Origin of the sequence: Escherichia albertii NBRC 107761 = DSM 17582, from assembly GCF_000759775.1 — a bacterium.
Lineage (GTDB): Bacteria > Pseudomonadota > Gammaproteobacteria > Enterobacterales > Enterobacteriaceae > Escherichia > Escherichia albertii.
Window position 1 is genome coordinate 1 of the sequence record NZ_BBMY01000126.1, and the last position, 14,838, is coordinate 14,838.

Below are 14,838 nucleotides of genomic sequence, written 5' to 3' on the forward strand. Positions count from 1 at the left end.
CCCTCCATGCTAACTCTCATGGTTGCCAGTTCATTTCCTGCAACCGCTGGAAAGTTTAACCCGCGTTTTCTGGAAGATGTGGAAGGGGTGAGCCAGCACATCGATCTTGCTATGTATGAGTCGGGGCGCGAGGAACAACTGCCCGGGACATATCGTGTTTCCTTGATCGTGAATGATCAAAAAATGGAAACTCGTACGCTGGAATTTAAAGCGGCGACGGAATCCCAGCGCAAGGTGATGGGCGAAGCATTAGTGCCCTGTTTGAGTCGAACGCAACTGGCGGATATGGGGGTGCGGGTAGAGAGTTTTCCGGCATTGAATCTTGTTCCGGCAGAAGCATGTGTGGCCTTTGATGACATTATTCCCCAATCCTCCAGCCACTTTGATTTTAGCGAACAAAAGCTGGTGATGAGCTTTCCACAAGCGGCAATGCATCAGGTAGCGCGCGGCACGGTGCCCGAATCTGAGTGGGATGAAGGGATCCCCGCATTGCTTCTTGATTACAGTTTCAGTGGAAGTAATAGCAAATATGATTCCGCCAGTACGGATACCCGCTATGTCGATCAAAACGGTATCGAACAACACGACAGCAGTGACAAACAACAAAAAAGCGACAGCTATTATCTTAACTTGCGTAGTGGATTAAATATTGGTCCCTGGCGTTTGCGTAACTATGGTACGTGGAGCCACTCCGATGGTCAGGCTCAATGGACGAATATTGGCACTCATTTGACCCGCGCGATTATTCCTTTAAAAGCCCAGATCACATTAGGCGATACCGCGACGCCATCGGACATTTTTGACAGTGTACAGATGCGCGAAGCATTGCTCTCATCTGATGACGACATGTTACCTGACAGCCAGAGAGGGTTTGCGCCGGTTGTTCGCGGCATTGCGAAAAGCAATGCTGAGGTGAGCATTGAGCAGAATGGTTACGTTATCTATCGCACTTTTGTACAGCCCGGCGCATTTGAAATTAATGACCTCTCCCCTACAGCAAACAGCGGTGATCTGACGGTCATTATTAAAGAGGCTGATGGTAGTGAGCAGAAATTTGTGCAACCTTTCTCGGCGGTAGCGATTTTCCAGCGCGAAGGCCACCTGAAATACAGCCTGGCGGCAGGAGAATATCGCGCCGGGAACTACAACAGCGGTAATCCGAAGTTTGGTCAGGCGGACGCTATTTACGGCCTCCCTTTAGGCATGACTGCCTATGGTGGCACATTGCTGTCTGAAAACTACAGTGCATTTGCTCTGGGGTTAGGCAAAAACTTTGGTTCCATCGGTGCCGTGTCAGTTGACATTACGCAGGCAAAAAGCGACCTGGCGCATGGTGATTCCAGTCAGGGGCAGTCTTACCGATTCCTCTATTCCAAAAGCTTTGAAAGCGGCATGGATTTTCGTCTGGTGGGATACAAATACTCAACCAGCGGTTTCTATACTTTCCAGGAAGCGACGGATGTCCGCAGCGGTGCTGATAGTGACTACAGCCGTTATCACAAGCGCAGCGAAATTCAGGGCAACCTGACGCAACAACTGGGGGCTTATGGGTCGGTGTATTTCAATATGACCCAACAGGACTACTGGAATAATGATGGGAAACAACTCTCGCTTTCAACCGGTTATAACGGGCGTATTGGCCGTGTGAACTACAGCCTGGCTTATAGCTGGAACAAAAACCCCGGTTGGGATGGCAGCGATCGTTTGTGGTCGCTCAATTTCTCTATTCCACTAGGACGCGCCTGGAGCAACTACCGTCTGACGACTGACCAGGATGGACGCACGACACAGCAACTGGGCGTTAGCGGGACACTCCTTGAGGAGCGTAACCTGAATTACAACGTGCAGGAGGGGTATTCCAGTAACGGCACGGGGAACAGCGGCAATGCGAGCATGGGTTATCAGGGCGGTTCCGGCGATATTGATGTCGGATACAGCTACGGCAAAGATTATCAACAACTGAGTTATAACCTGCGGGGGGGAATTATTGCCCACAGCGAGGGGATCACCCTTTCGCAACCGTTGGGAGAAACCATGACGCTGATTTCTGTACCGGGAGCCAGCAATGCGCATGTGGAGAATAATGGCGGCGTCCAGGTTGACTGGTTCGGCAATGCGGTGGTGCCTTATGCCATGCCATATCGTGAAAATGAAGTGTCCCTGCGTAGCGACACGTTAGGCGACGATGTGGATGTTGTGGATGCTTTCCAGAGAGTGGTGCCTACCCGCGGCGCCGTGGTGCGGGCGCGTTTCGATACCCGAGTGGGGTATCGCGTATTGATGACGTTGCTGCGTTCAGGCGCTCAACCTGTGCCATTCGGCGCAACCGCGACGTTAATTACCGATAACAAAACCGACGTAAGCAGCATTGTGGGCGAAGAAGGTCAGCTTTATATCAGCGGAATGCCGGAAGAAGGCCGCGTTCAGGTGAAATGGGGTAAAGAGGAATCGCAGCAATGCATCGCACAATATGTTTTGTCTGTTGAGATGAAACAGGCGGGCATTATTCCTGTTTCAGCGAAGTGCCAGTGAGCAAGGAGAGCGAAAGATGAGCAACAAAATAACGTTATTTCTACTGTGCGGGATATTGGGGGGATTTTCTGGAAATGCGCTTGCTGCCGGGGTTTGGGGACCATGTAAACCCGCGGATAATGGCACAACTTACAACTATAACGTGGTAGTCGATGTTGGGATCCCTGATGCTAAAAAGAACGTAGCGAATACGGTTTTGCCCGATGTTATGAACTGGTCGAATGGCACGAAGGTTTCTCTTGAATGTGAATGCCCGACACCAGATTCCTACACCAAGGAAAAGGATACCGTAATACAGGGGGTCAGTGCTATTTCGAAAAAAACCCGACAAGTGAGCGGCTTTCAATATTACTACTTAACTGACCAACTTGAAGTTGCAAGCAAAATCCGTGTTAGTGCAGGTGTGTATGGGTTTGTTCCCTTTAAAAACCAACAAGCCCTTGAAGTGACCGGCTGTAACAAAAAAATCACCACGCCTTATATGGGGGGAGCGGGCTTATTGTCTTTTGTGGTAACCAAGCCCTTTATTGGCGATGCAGATATCCCGTGGACATCGATTGCACTGCTGTATGCTTCCAAGACTAATCAGAATTACGGTGACGTAGCGATTTCGTCAGTCTCTATTGAGGGGACAGTGACTATTACACAAGGTTGTGAAGTGAAGCCCGGAACCGTTCTGGATGTTCCTTTTGGCAAGTTTCCTGCTTCCGCGTTCAAGAACGGGAAAGGGCAAATGCCTGAGGGCGGAACAAAGAAAGAAATTAACCTTGGGTTTGACTGCAACAATATCTCTGACGGCATCAAGGTTTCGTTAAGGCTTGAAGGAGCGACTAACGCAGCCGACTCTCGAGCGGTGGATATGGGAGATCCTAATATCGGCGTCCTGGTGACGGATACTGCGGGTAATGTCCTGAAACCCAACGATACAAACAGCACAACATTGCTGACGTTGAGCGCTCTGGACTCTACTACGCACCGTAATGCCGCTATTCAGCTATTTGCGTCGCCTGTCAGCACCACAAACAGTCTCCCGGAAGCGGGGACGTTTGAAGGGGTGACGACTGTGCTGTTGGATATGGAGTAACAGGATGAACAGAAACCGTATGTTTCAGAGCGGGCTCTTATTCCTTGCCCTTATCAATTGCTCAGATGCGTTAGCAGAGAAAGTGTCTTTGGGACCGGTTGGGCAGTTACATTTTTCAATCACCATCGTCAATAAAAGCTGTGAGTTTGAAAAGGCTGACCTGGAAGTGGATATGGGGACAATGACGCTGCAAAAACCGATAGCAGTGGGCAGAGTTCTGAGCAAGCGTGATTTTACCATCGCCCTGAAAGATTGCGGCAGTATCTCTAAGGCCAGCGTAACGATGGACAGCGTACCCGATGGCGACGATGACAGTCTCTTTGCGCTGGATACCGGCGGCGCAACCGGCGTGGCGTTGAAAATTGAGGATGACAAAGGCACGCAGCAAATCCCGAAAACCGCTGGCGGAACGGCAATGGACTGGCCGATCAGTGGTACAACCGCAAAGCTAAATTATCGTGCCAGTTATGTTGTAGTGAATGACAGTCCCACAAGCGGTGCTGCTAATGCAATGATCAATTTTTCTGTTGAATATGAGTAAAGTTTAAGGTCAGCAGGTAACCCTCTGACCATGGCGCAGGTATATATTTGCCTCGATTATCATTTAGCCACGATATATTTGTAAATTCCTATTGCGATAGTTCTCTTTCCTGATACTTTTTTTCCTCACTGTGGTCTACTTAGACACACGTACAGATTTTCCTTAATCTGACGACTTCCGTATTTTTACCTGCCTGGTCATGATGACGATTGCGCAGGTTTTTTTCCCTCGATTTTCAGGGCTTGTTTGCATGAGACACATCAAAACGATAACACAGCAAAAGTTAAGTTTTTTGCTCGCTGTCTATATCGGTCTGTTTATGAATTGCGCGGTTTATTTCCGTCGGTTTGACGGCTACGCGCAGAACTTCACTTTTCTTAATGGCATCTCGATGGTTATCGAACTGGCAGGAACAGTTCTGGCAACCTTCTTCTTTTTACGCTTAATTTCACTCTTTGGTAGAACGATCTGGAAAGTGCTGGCCTCGTTGCTGGTGCTGATTTCTGCCGGGGCCAGCTACTACATGACGTTTATGAATGTCATGATTGGTTACGGAATTGTCGCTTCGGTAATGACCACCGACATCGACCTGTCGAAAGAAGTGGTTGGCTGGACGCTCATTGCATGGGTTGTGCTGGTAAGTATTATCCCGTTGATATTTATCTGGATGAACCGTTCGCAAGACACCTTCTGGCGCCAACTTTGTACTCCGAAAACACGCTGGCGTAGTGCGCTTACCGTGTTGCTGGCTGGCTTGCTGGTTTGGGGGCCGATCCGTCTGATTGATGTAGCTCATAAGCGCGCCGATCGTATAGCTGGCGTGGATATGCCAAGTTATGGCGGGGTGCTGGCGAACACTTATTTACCTTCGAACTGGCTTTCTGCCCTGGGACTATACGTCTGGGCGCAAGTGGATGAATCTTCAGACAATCGGTCGCTGATGAATCCGGCGAAAAAATTTACCTATACCCCGACGCAAAATCTCGACGACACCTACGTGGTGTTTATTATTGGCGAAACTACGCGTTGGGATCATATGGGGATGCTGGGCTACGAGCGTGATACTACGCCGAAGCTGGCAAAAGAGAAAAACCTGGTGATGTACCGTGGCTATTCTTGCGACACAGCAACCAAACTATCGCTACGCTGTATGTTTGTGCGTGAAGGTGGAACGGAAAATAACCCACAACGAACACTAAAAGAGCAGAACGTATTTGCGGTTCTCAAGCAGTTGGGCTTTAGCTCCGATTTATACGCCATGCAGAGTGAGATGTGGTTCTACAGCAACACCATGGCTGACAACATTGCCTACCGCGAACAGATCGCTGCCGAGCCGCGTAACCGTGGGAAAGCAGTGGACGATATGTTACTGGTCAATGAAATCGAGCGCTCTCTGGAGAAAAAACCAGAAGGTAAACATCTGATTGTGTTGCATACCAAAGGGTCGCACTACAACTATACGCAGCGTTATCCGCGTGAATTTGCTCAGTGGCAGCCAGAGTGTTATGCGGTTGATCGTAAATGCCCGCGAGAGCCAATGATTAACTCATACGATAACTCCATCACCTATGTTGATCATTTTATCGACACGGTAATCGACAAGTTCCGCGATAAGAAAGCCATTATTTTCTATGCGGCGGACCACGGTGAGTCAATTAACGAGCGCGAGCACTTGCACGGTACGCCGCGTAAATATGCGCCGCCGGAGCAGTTTCGCGTGCCGATGATGATCTGGATGTCAGATAAATATCTGGAAAATCCGGTCAACGCGCAGGCATTTGCGCAGTTGAAAAAAGAGGTGGATATGAAAGTGCCGCGCCGCCATGTGGAGCTGTATGACACCATCATGGGTTGCCTGGGTTACACTTCGCCGGACGGCGGCATTAACGAAAACAACAACTGGTGTCACATCCCGCGGGAGAAGGACGCTGTGGCTAATTAAATGGCCTGCTGACTTTCTCGCCGATCAAAAGGCATTTTACGATTAAGGGATTGACGAGGGCGTATCTGCGCAGTAAGATGCGCCCCGCATTCGGTGATTGGCGCAGCCTGGTAGCGCACTTCGTTCGGGACGAAGGGGTCGGAGGTTCGAATCCTCTATCACCGACCAAATTCGAAAAGCCTGCTCAATGAGCAGGCTTTTTTGCATCTGTAACCCACGAGGATGAGAATCTCCGGGGGCTGGGAGGTTCGACTCGAGCAAAGCGAGAGAACGTTGCGGCAGCAACGGCCCGCAGGGCGAGCCACGGAGTGGCGAGTAATCCTCTATCACCGACCAAATTCAAAAAGCCTGCTCAATGAGCAGGCTTTTTTGCATCTGTAGCCCACGAGGATGAGAACCTCCGGGGGCAGGGAGGTTCGACTCGACGTAGGCCTGATAAGACGCGGCAGCGTCGCATCAGGCAACGGCACCGCACTTATTGTCGGATGCGGCGTGAACGCCTTATCCGACCTACATACCACACATTTCCCTGCCAGATTTGCGCCCCACATATCACTATCCATTAACGATTCTGTGACACATTCCATTGTCTTTTTTTATATTTGCCTAAGTCTTTTTTTGCGTTACTTATTGCTGACGCTGGCATTTTCCGCTGTGCGTATAAATGTTCATGATATTAATCGCTCAGATATACGTCACTTCATCAGATATTTTTCAATAAATGCATAAAACTTAACCACTGATTGTTGCTAAATATTAAGATTATTGTTCTGGTTATGTTGGCGTAGCACAAATTTCTCTGCTGCAAATAGCCGTTTGAAGTTTTTTTAATCTTTGTTTGTGGAATCTCACCGTTGGCGTAAATCCCGGTTGGCTGTATTGACGTTTTCACAATCTGTTGACAGATTGTAGGTCACGAGGGGCATTTTATGGAGGATCCGCACTGTTACACTGATGTTAATTAATACGGTATCCCCACCTCATAACGTTGACCCGACCGGGCAAAAAACAAAAAAGGTCAGGCAGCGACAACCCACTGCAAAGGGTTAAAACAACAAACATCACAATTGGAGCAGAATAATGCGTATTTCCTTGAAAAAGTCAGGGATGCTGAAGCTTGGTCTCAGCCTGGTGGCTATGACCGTCGCAGCAAGTGTTCAGGCTAAAACTCTGGTTTATTGTTCAGAAGGTTCCCCGGAGGGGTTTAACCCACAACTGTTTACCTCCGGTACCACCTATGATGCTTCTTCCGTACCTCTCTATAACCGCCTGGTTGAATTTAAAATCGGTACTACCGAAGTAATTCCTGGTCTCGCTGAAAAGTGGGACGTCAGCGAAGACGGTAAAACCTATACCTTCCATCTGCGTAAAGGTGTGAAGTGGCACGACAACAAAGAATTTAAACCGACGCGTGAACTGAATGCCGATGACGTGGTGTTCTCGTTCGATCGTCAGAAAAACGCCCAGAACCCGTATCATAAAGTTTCTGGCGGCAGCTACGAATACTTCGAAGGCATGGGCTTGCCGGAGCTGATCAGCGAAGTGAAAAAGGTGGACGACAACACCGTTCAGTTTGTGCTGACTCGCCCGGAAGCGCCGTTCCTCGCTGACCTGGCAATGGACTTCGCTTCTATTCTGTCAAAAGAATATGCTGACGCGATGATGAAAGCCGGTACGCCGGAAAAACTGGACCTCAACCCAATCGGCACTGGCCCGTTCCAGTTACAGCAGTATCAAAAAGACTCCCGTATTCGCTACAAAGCGTTTGATGGCTACTGGGGCACCAAACCGAAGATTGATACGCTGGTCTTCTCTATTACCCCTGACGCTTCCGTGCGTTACGCGAAATTGCAGAAAAATGAATGCCAGGTGATGCCGTACCCAAACCCGGCAGACATCGCCCGCATGAAGCAGGATAAATCCATCAACCTGATGGAAATGCCGGGGCTGAACGTCGGCTATCTCTCGTATAACGTGCAGAAAAAACCACTGGATGACGTGAAAGTTCGCCAGGCGCTAACCTACGCAGTGAACAAAGATGCGATCATCAAAGCGGTTTATCAGGGCGCGGGCGTGGCAGCGAAAAACCTGATCCCGCCAACCATGTGGGGCTATAACGACGACGTTCAGGATTACACCTACGATCCAGAAAAAGCGAAAGCCTTGCTGAAAGAAGCAGGTCTGGAAAAAGGCTTCTCCATCGACCTGTGGGCCATGCCAGTACAGCGTCCATATAACCCGAACGCTCGCCGTATGGCAGAGATGATTCAGGCTGACTGGGCGAAAGTGGGCGTACAGGCCAAAATCGTCACTTACGAATGGGGTGAGTACCTCAAGCGAGCGAAAGATGGCGAGCACCAGACGGTAATGATGGGCTGGACTGGCGATAACGGGGACCCGGATAACTTCTTCGCCACCCTGTTCAGTTGCGCCGCCTCTGAACAGGGCTCTAACTACTCAAAATGGTGCTACAAACCGTTTGAAGATCTGATTCAACCGGCACGTGCTACCGACGACCACAACAAGCGCGTTGAACTGTACAAACAGGCGCAGGTGGTAATGCACGATCAGGCTCCGGCACTGATCATCGCGCACTCCACCGTATTTGAACCGGTACGCAAAGAAGTTAAAGGCTATGTGGTTGATCCATTAGGCAAACATCACTTCGAAAACGTCTCTATTGAATAATTAAAAGCCATACAAGACTGATGGCAAAGGCAAAACTGCCTGATGCGCTCCGCTTATCAGGCCTACGAAAATTCTGCAATGTATTGAATTTTCACTATTTTGTAGGCCTGATAAGGCGTTAACGCCGTATCCGGCATGAAAGAAGCGCACTTTGCCAGCAATCTGCATACCCGGTAGCGCTGTGCCTCTGCGTGCAGCGCCATCCGGCAGCAATACTTCATTCCCTGTCCGGCACGGGCAGGAATTGATTTGTGAGCAATACAGACACGCAGTTCCAGGCTGCGGGTCACTACAGAGAATCCGGGTTATGTTGCAGTTTATTCTCCGACGTTTGGGACTCGTCATCCCCACGTTTATCGGTATTACCCTTCTCACATTTGCCTTTGTCCACATGATCCCGGGCGATCCGGTGATGATCATGGCGGGCGAGCGTGGGATCTCCCCAGAGCGTCACGCACAATTGCTGGCTGAACTCGGTTTGGATAAACCGATGTGGCAGCAGTACCTCCATTACATTTGGGGCGTTATGCACGGTGATTTAGGCATTTCGATGAAAAGCCGCATCCCGGTTTGGGAAGAGTTCGTGCCGCGTTTCCAGGCCACGCTGGAGCTTGGCGTTTGTGCGATGATTTTTGCGACCGCGGTCGGCATTCCGGTTGGCGTGCTGGCTGCGGTTAAACGCGGTTCCATTTTCGATCACACCGCGGTTGGCCTGGCGCTGACAGGTTATTCAATGCCTATCTTCTGGTGGGGCATGATGTTGATCATGCTGGTTTCGGTGCACTGGAACCTGACGCCCGTCTCCGGGCGGGTGAGTGATGTGGTGTTTCTTGACGACGCCAATCCGTTAACCGGTTTTATGCTAATCGACACCGCCATCTGGGGTGAAGACGGCAACTTTATTGATGCTGTCGTCCATATGATCTTGCCTGCCATTGTACTGGGTACGATACCGCTGGCAGTCATTGTGCGTATGACGCGCTCCTCGATGCTGGAAGTGCTGGGCGAAGATTACATCCGCACCGCCCGCGCCAAGGGACTGACCCGTATGCGCGTCATCATCGTTCACGCCCTGCGTAACGCCATGCTGCCGGTGGTGACCGTTATCGGTCTTCAGGTAGGAACCCTACTGGCGGGGGCGATTCTGACCGAAACCATTTTCTCGTGGCCGGGTCTGGGGCGCTGGTTGATTGACGCGCTGCAACGCCGCGATTATCCGGTGGTACAGGGCGGCGTATTGCTGGTGGCGACGATGATTATCCTCGTCAACCTGCTGGTCGATCTGCTGTACGGCGTGGTGAACCCGCGTATTCGTCATAAGAAATAAGGGGGCACCATGTCACAGGTTACTGAAAATAAAGTGATTAACGCACCGGTGCCGATGACCCCGTTACAGGAGTTCTGGCACTATTTTAAACGCAATAAAGGCGCGGTTGTCGGACTGGTTTATGTTGTCATCGTGCTGTTTATCGCGATCTTTGCCAACTGGATTGCACCCTATAACCCGGCGGAACAGTTCCGCGATGCGCTGCTCGCGCCGCCAGCCTGGCAGGAAGGCGGCAGCATGGCGCACTTGCTCGGTACCGACGACGTAGGGCGCGATGTGCTGTCGCGTCTGATGTACGGTGCGCGCTTGTCGCTGCTGGTTGGCTGTCTGGTGGTGGTGTTATCACTGATTATGGGCGTTATTCTCGGCCTGATTGCCGGTTATTTTGGCGGCCTGGTCGATAACATCATCATGCGTGTGGTCGATATCATGCTGGCGCTGCCAAGTCTGCTGCTGGCGCTGGTGCTGGTGGCAATTTTTGGCCCGTCGATTGGTAACGCAGCGCTGGCGCTGACCTTTGTTGCGCTGCCGCACTATGTCCGCTTAACCCGCGCCGCCGTGCTGGTGGAGGTGAATCGCGATTACGTCACCGCGTCTCGCGTGGCGGGTGCCGGGGCGATGCGCCAGATGTTTATTAACATCTTCCCGAACTGCCTTGCGCCGCTGATTGTTCAGGCGTCGCTTGGTTTCTCTAACGCCATTCTCGATATGGCTGCCCTTGGCTTCCTCGGTATGGGGGCGCAGCCGCCAACGCCGGAGTGGGGCACCATGCTCTCCGACGTGTTGCAGTTCGCGCAAAGCGCCTGGTGGGTCGTGACCTTCCCGGGTCTGGCGATCCTGCTGACGGTGCTGGCATTTAACCTGATGGGTGACGGTCTGCGTGACGCGCTCGATCCCAAACTGAAGCAGTAAGAGGTTCGAGATGGCGTTATTAAATGTAGATAAATTATCGGTGCATTTCGGCGACGAAAGCGCACCGTTCCGCGCCGTAGACCGCATCAGCTACAGCGTAAAACAGGGCGAAGTGGTCGGGATTGTGGGTGAGTCCGGCTCTGGTAAATCGGTCAGTTCGCTGGCGATTATGGGGTTGATTGATTATCCGGGCCGCGTGATGGCGGAAAAGCTGGAATTTAACGACCAGGATTTGCAGCGTATTTCGGAAAAAGAGCGCCGCAACCTGGTGGGCGCCGAAGTGGCGATGATCTTCCAGGACCCGATGACCAGCCTTAACCCGTGTTACACCGTCGGTTTCCAGATAATGGAAGCGATTAAGGTGCATCAGGGCGGTAATAAGAGCACTCGCCGTCAGCGGGCGATTGACCTGTTGAATCAGGTCGGTATTCCCGATCCGGCATCGCGTCTGGATGTTTACCCGCATCAGCTTTCCGGCGGCATGAGCCAGCGCGTGATGATCGCCATGGCGATTGCCTGTCGGCCAAAACTGCTGATTGCCGATGAACCGACCACGGCGCTCGACGTGACCATCCAGGCGCAAATCATCGAACTGCTGCTGGAGTTGCAGCAAAAAGAGAACATGGCGCTGGTGTTGATTACCCATGATCTGGCGCTGGTGGCGGAAGCGGCGCATAAAATCATCGTGATGTATGCCGGTCAGGTGGTGGAAACCGGGGCGGCCCACGACATTTTTCGCGCGCCGCGCCACCCATACACTCAGGCGTTGCTACGCGCGCTGCCGGAATTTGCACAGGATAAAGCACGTCTGGCTTCGTTGCCTGGCGTGGTGCCCGGAAAATACGATCGCCCGAACGGCTGCCTGCTTAACCCACGCTGTCCCTATGCAACGGACAAATGTCGCGCTGAAGAACCGACGCTGAATATGCTTGCAGACGGGCGTCAGTCCAAATGCCATTACCCACTCGATGATGCCGGGAGGCCCACACTATGAGTACGCAAGAGGCCACCTCGCAACAGCCGTTGTTGCAGGCGATAGATCTGAAAAAACATTACCCGGTTAAGAAGGGCATGTTCGCGCCGGAACGTCTGGTGAAGGCGCTGGACGGCGTTTCGTTTACCCTTGAACGGGGCAAAACGCTGGCGGTGGTCGGTGAATCCGGCTGCGGTAAATCGACCCTGGGTCGGCTGCTGACGATGATTGAAACGCCCACCGGTGGCGAGCTGTATTATCAGGGGCAGGATCTGCTCAAGCACGATCCGCAGGCGCAGAAGCTGCGTCGACAGAAAATCCAGATCGTCTTCCAGAACCCCTACGGTTCGTTAAATCCGCGTAAAAAAGTCGGGCAAATTCTTGAAGAGCCGTTGCTGATTAATACCCGTTTAAGCAAAGAACAGCGTCGGGAAAAAGCGTTGTCGATGATGGCGAAAGTCGGGCTGAAAACCGAGCATTACGACCGCTATCCGCATATGTTTTCCGGTGGTCAGCGTCAGCGTATCGCCATCGCCCGTGGTCTGATGCTTGACCCGGACGTGGTGATTGCCGATGAGCCGGTTTCCGCGCTGGACGTCTCGGTGCGTGCGCAGGTGCTCAACCTGATGATGGATTTGCAGCAGGAACTGGGGCTGTCTTATGTCTTTATCTCCCACGACCTGTCGGTGGTGGAGCACATTGCCGATGAAGTGATGGTGATGTATCTGGGCCGCTGCGTGGAGAAGGGAACGAAGGACCAAATCTTCAATAACCCGCGTCATCCGTACACCCAGGCACTACTCTCCGCGACGCCACGCCTGAACCCGGACGATCGCCGCGAGCGCATCAAACTCACTGGCGAACTGCCAAGCCCGCTGAATCCACCGCCAGGCTGCGCCTTTAACGCTCGCTGTCGTCGACGTTTTGGCCCCTGCACCCAGTTGCAGCCGCAGCTAAAAGACTACGGCGGTCAACTGGTCGCCTGCTTCGCTGTTGATCAGGATGAAAATCCACAGCGTTAACTTACAAAACCGGGGCCATGCGCTCCGGTTTACTCAATCAGCTTTAACAGTGGTGAAAAGCACAACAATACGCCATACAACAGAATCAGCCAGGTTTTCAGCCCACGCAATTTTTCCAGTTGTGAAACTTTATAGATCAGGAAAAATGGAATGATGCACGACACAATGCCGTACAGCGGACTTCCCAATTGAAAGAACACTAATACGGATACGCGAAACGAAACCCAAATTGTCAACGTAATCACGATAAAGGCGCAAATCGCCAGCGTGAGCAGACGTGAATTAATTTTCTGAGTATCAATAATTCGGCTTAACAGATTGAGAATTATGCCTTTAATAGCTTCATGGAAGCCGAGGTAAATACCAAAGAAAGCCGTCAGTACGGCAAAGATATTCAGCACTGTAGAGGTGATATGGATGATATGTCCAGGGATCACTTGTGCGGCAAGCGCCAGCGCTGAGATATTTTGCTCAAAGGCAGAAACTGCCTCTTCATGGCTAATCGAAAAGGTAAATGAAAAGGCAAAAAACAAGATCACCGCAATAAGCGTAATATAACTAATCCGGTGGGTACGCAGCGCGAGTCGTGTTGCCAGTACTTTATCCGTTTCTCGTTTACGATAGGCAATATTCATCGGGTTTAGCACCTGAATAAATACCGCAGAAAAGAAACAAAATGGAATGGTAAGCAAGACGTCACGGAAAAAGATCGATGCTTGTGGGAAAGCGGTTATATTGGCGAAGTTCCAGTGCGGGATCATCGCAAAGCCGAACACCACAATGATCCCTACTTTGACCACCACCATTGGCCCGGAGATCTTAAACAGCAACCGTTCACCACCAGACGCAATTGCCACCAGTATGGCGAAAATAGCCACTTTATAGAGTAGTGATTGTGAAAGATCGGTATCGGTTAAACCGAAGGTTTTCAGATACGAGGCACTGTCAAAAACTACGGAGAGGGAATAGATAAAAATACCGTGAATAATCATCAAAAAGTAGATGACGCCGAGGAATATTCCCCAATTCTTCCCCAGATAATGACTGATAATATCGGTGTAGTCATTACAGGAGTCGCTTTCTGAAAGAGTCTTTAAATAAATATCCTGTACGACCCAGGTTGCCGGGTAAGCAATAATGGCGGCGGTAATAAATACCCAAATCCCCTTCAGGCCAATTTGTACTGGCATCAGTACGGTTCCGGCACCAATAGCCATGCCAATACATAATAAGACCCAGCCAAAGTCATAACGGGTAAACGGCAATTTCTGAGTTAATGAGCGGGGCTGCGGTTTCTGATCGCGTAATGGTAATGTGTTGTCCTGCATAAAGTCCTGTCCAGATAGATGTCAGCCTCGTAGTGATAAATTAGCCCAGTTTCTCTTGCGCAACAGGTGGAGAAGTTGAATACGCCGCGTGCTAAAAATGAGGCAACAGATTCACTGGGGAGAATCGCGAGGAGGCGCAATTCTACAAAATTGCACATTTCACTGCCAGTCTGACGTCAGAGTGTTGATTGAATAACGTCAATGCGGTGCAAACACTGCAAATATGTAAATAGGCTGGAATGCATCGCGCAAAGTCGGGAACAGGTAGATGTCAGGGCAAGAAAGCGTCCGTAGAATCAGCGCCAAGCCGGAGTCTTCCGGTGAGGCGCAATGTTGCGGGGGCTTGATCCCCGGCGGCGTTGGTTGCTGGAAAGAGAAAACCAACGCACGTTGTAGGTATTCACCTGACAACATCACGGGGGCTAATCTTGAACCCAAACAACTCAAGAATAGCCGCGAAACGGTGTCATTACAACACAGTGTATGGGT

General features: G+C 51.1%; 12 protein-coding genes, 1 tRNA gene and 1 other RNA gene. 12 read left to right on the forward strand and 2 right to left on the reverse strand.

The features are described from left to right. From lpfC to dppA, 7 genes are all read left to right on the forward strand, one after another. The coding region (lpfC, locus tag EA14781_RS18465; RefSeq protein WP_042336022.1) for an outer membrane usher protein LpfC at positions 1-2,532 on the forward strand (2,532 nt) is incomplete at its 5' end. Between the two features lie 16 nt (positions 2,533-2,548). After that, positions 2,549-3,616, forward strand: coding sequence for a fimbrial protein (locus tag EA14781_RS18470; protein ID WP_000066246.1), 1,068 nt, complete (start codon positions 2,549-2,551; stop codon positions 3,614-3,616). Between the two features lie 4 nt (positions 3,617-3,620). Beyond that, positions 3,621-4,157, forward strand: a complete 537-nt coding sequence (gene lpfE / locus EA14781_RS18475) for a long polar fimbrial protein LpfE (RefSeq protein WP_001081422.1) — start codon at positions 3,621-3,623, stop codon at positions 4,155-4,157. 250 nt (positions 4,158-4,407) lie between these two features. Beyond that, on the forward strand, positions 4,408-6,099 hold the full coding sequence (gene eptB / locus EA14781_RS18480) for a kdo(2)-lipid A phosphoethanolamine 7''-transferase (protein ID WP_001215922.1): 1,692 nt from the start codon (positions 4,408-4,410) through the stop codon (positions 6,097-6,099). Positions 6,100-6,190: 91 nt separating this feature from the next. Continuing rightward, positions 6,191-6,267: transfer RNA gene (locus EA14781_RS18485), tRNA-Pro, on the forward strand. A gap of 34 nt (positions 6,268-6,301) precedes the next feature. Beyond that, a non-coding RNA gene (locus tag EA14781_RS22370) (RtT sRNA) lies at positions 6,302-6,435 on the forward strand. 744 nt (positions 6,436-7,179) lie between these two features. After that, a complete protein-coding gene (gene dppA, locus EA14781_RS18495) occupies positions 7,180-8,787 on the forward strand; it encodes a dipeptide ABC transporter substrate-binding protein DppA (RefSeq protein WP_001222866.1) in 1,608 nt (535 codons plus the stop codon). 62 nt (positions 8,788-8,849) lie between these two features. Here dppA and EA14781_RS25310 read toward each other — a convergent pair whose 3' ends face one another. Beyond that, the gene (locus EA14781_RS25310; protein ID WP_000198582.1) at positions 8,850-9,077 is read right to left on the reverse strand and encodes a hypothetical protein; all 228 of its coding nucleotides are present in this window, start codon (positions 9,075-9,077) and stop codon (positions 8,850-8,852) included. Between the two features lie 17 nt (positions 9,078-9,094). Here EA14781_RS25310 and dppB point away from each other — a divergent pair, with 17 nt between their 5' ends. The 4 genes from dppB to dppF are packed head-to-tail and all read left to right on the forward strand — an operon-like array spanning position 9,095 to position 13,021. After that, positions 9,095-10,114, forward strand: coding sequence for a dipeptide ABC transporter permease DppB (gene dppB / locus EA14781_RS18505; protein ID WP_000938860.1), 1,020 nt, complete (start codon positions 9,095-9,097; stop codon positions 10,112-10,114). A 9-nt stretch (positions 10,115-10,123) separates the two neighbouring features. After that, positions 10,124-11,026 (forward strand): dipeptide ABC transporter permease DppC, encoded by a 903-nt coding sequence (gene dppC, locus EA14781_RS18510; RefSeq protein WP_000084662.1) that lies wholly within the window; start codon positions 10,124-10,126, stop codon positions 11,024-11,026. A gap of 10 nt (positions 11,027-11,036) precedes the next feature. After that, complete coding sequence (gene dppD / locus EA14781_RS18515) at positions 11,037-12,020, forward strand: dipeptide ABC transporter ATP-binding protein (protein ID WP_001196474.1); 984 nt, start codon at positions 11,037-11,039, stop codon at positions 12,018-12,020. Next, a complete protein-coding gene (gene dppF / locus EA14781_RS18520; RefSeq protein WP_000107040.1) occupies positions 12,017-13,021 on the forward strand; it encodes a dipeptide ABC transporter ATP-binding subunit DppF in 1,005 nt (334 codons plus the stop codon). The genes dppD and dppF overlap by 4 nt, the downstream gene beginning before the upstream one ends. A 29-nt stretch (positions 13,022-13,050) precedes the next feature. Here the strand turns inward: dppF and EA14781_RS18525 are convergent, their stop codons facing one another. After that, on the reverse strand, positions 13,051-14,349 hold the full coding sequence (locus tag EA14781_RS18525) for an aromatic amino acid transport family protein (RefSeq protein WP_001153782.1): 1,299 nt from the start codon (positions 14,347-14,349) through the stop codon (positions 13,051-13,053). A 268-nt stretch (positions 14,350-14,617) separates the two neighbouring features. Between EA14781_RS18525 and EA14781_RS25480 the strand changes: the two genes are divergently transcribed. Continuing rightward, a partial coding sequence (locus tag EA14781_RS25480; RefSeq protein ID WP_218186746.1) for a hypothetical protein occupies positions 14,618-14,838 on the forward strand: 221 nt, incomplete at its 3' end.